Origin of the sequence: Methylobacterium aquaticum (assembly GCF_001043915.1) — a bacterium.
Taxonomy (GTDB): domain Bacteria; phylum Pseudomonadota; class Alphaproteobacteria; order Rhizobiales; family Beijerinckiaceae; genus Methylobacterium; species Methylobacterium aquaticum.
The window spans coordinates 1-1,756 of record NZ_LABX01000078.1 but is presented as its reverse complement, the minus strand read 5'-3'; the positions used below and the strand labels follow the sequence as shown (position 1 = coordinate 1,756).

1 protein-coding gene and 1 pseudogene are annotated in these 1,756 nt (G+C 69.8%); both read left to right on the top strand.

Going from position 1 to position 1,756, the window contains the following annotated elements; genetic code table 11:
* Positions 1-131, top strand: a pseudogene (locus VP06_RS36225) (IS481 family transposase); the annotation flags it as partial.
* Between the two features lie 97 nt (positions 132-228).
* Positions 229-1,578 carry an IS1380 family transposase gene (locus tag VP06_RS10885; protein ID WP_048463789.1) on the top strand — a complete coding sequence of 450 codons (1,350 nt, stop codon included), beginning with the start codon at positions 229-231 and terminating at the stop codon, positions 1,576-1,578.
* Positions 1,579-1,756: the final 178 nt, after the last annotated feature.

The window sequence follows — 1,756 nt, the reverse complement described above, 5'->3', positions numbered from 1 at the left end:
CCAAGCGTACGGTGACGACGGATGCACCGATGGGACCGAAGTCGCCGAGGAGCACGGTGCTGACACCGGCCGAAGAAGCGATTGTGGTTGAGTTCCGGCGGCGGACACTTCTGCCACTCGACGATGTTCTAGCCCGGATTATTCATGCGGGGTGACGGGCATGGTGCAAGCCGCTGATCGGCCATAGATTTCGGCTGCGACACTCAAAACCAGCCGCTCGCGGAGACCATGCCCGCCAAGGTTGACGATACCCCGCCGCTGCCCGGCCTGTCCGCGGTCTGCGGCAAACCCCTGGTCGCCCGCTTCGATGGCGGACGGCTCTCCTCCGATGGCGGCGTGCTGGCGCTGAAAGAGATCGAGCGCCGCCTCGGCGTCGCCGATCGCCTGGCCGCCTGCCTCGATGACCCGCGAGCGCCAGAGCAGGTCCGGCACAGCCTCGCCGACATCATCCGCTTCCGCCTGCTGATGATCGCGGCCGGCTACGAGGACGGCAACGACGCCACCGCCCTGCGGCACGATCCCGCCTTCAAGCTCGCACTCGACCGCCTGCCCGACGCGGCGGCGCTCTGCTCGCAGCCGACCATCTCGCGGCTCGAGAACCTGCCCGACCTCCGCGCCCTCCTGCGCATGGGACGCGCCCTGGTCGGGCTCTACTGCGCGAGCTTCCGCCAGGTGCCGCGCCGGATCGTGCTCGACCTCGACGACACCTTCGATCCGGTGCATGGCGGGCAGCAGTTGCGCCTCTTCAACGCCTACTACGACGAATACGGCTTCCAGCCCCTCGTAGTGTTCGACGGCGAGGGCCGGCCCGTGGCCGCCATGCTGCGGCCCGCGCGTCGCCCCACAGGCGCCGAGGCCCGCAGCTTCCTGCGCCGGCTGGTGCGCGAGATCCGGGGCCACTGGCCACGCGTCCAGATCCTCATCCGCGCCGACAGTCACTTCTGCGCGCCCGAGGTGCTCGACTTCTGCCGCGCCGCTCGGATCGACTTCGCCCTCGGCGTCGCCGCCACCCCGACGCTGCGCCGGCACGTCACGGCGCTAGAGGCGAGCACGGCAGCCCGCCAGGCCGCCCGCCCCGACCGGAGCAAGCTGCGCCGCTACAAGGCGTTCTTCGGCGGCGCGCGGAGCTGGTCCCGCGTCGAGCGCGTCATCGCCCGCGTCGAGGCCGGACCGCAGGGCACGGACACCCGCTTCATCGTCACGAGCCTCGCCGATGGCGACCCTCGCAGGATCTACGAGGAGGTCTACTGCGGGCGTGGTCAGGCGGAGAACCACATCAAGGCGTGGAAGCGCCACCTCGCGGCCGACCGCACGTCGTGCATGAAGGCGACCGCCAACGCGTTCCGCCTGATGCTGCACACGGGCGCTTACTGGATCCTGTGGTCGCTGCGCAGCCTCATGCCGAAGCGTTCCAGCTGGCGCGTCGCGCAGTTCGATACCCTCCGGCTGCGCCTCGTGAAGCTCGCCATGCGGGTCGTCGCGTTGAAGACCCGCGTCACGCTGCATCTGCCCAGCGCCTACCCCGACCGCGCGATCCTGCGCCTCGTTCTCGACCGCCTGCCGCGCCTCACCTGTTGAGCTGTGGGGCAGCTGCCCCGGTCGAAACCCCGCGTCGCAACTCGCCAGACCCGCGATCTGCCCCTGAACTCCGGCCAACAGGACCGGCGCCGATCTCGCGCGTTCGCACAACCATGCCGCGAGGCTTTGCCAGACGCAGAAAGCTCATCACCGCAGTCGTGAATGATCCGGGCTAGGC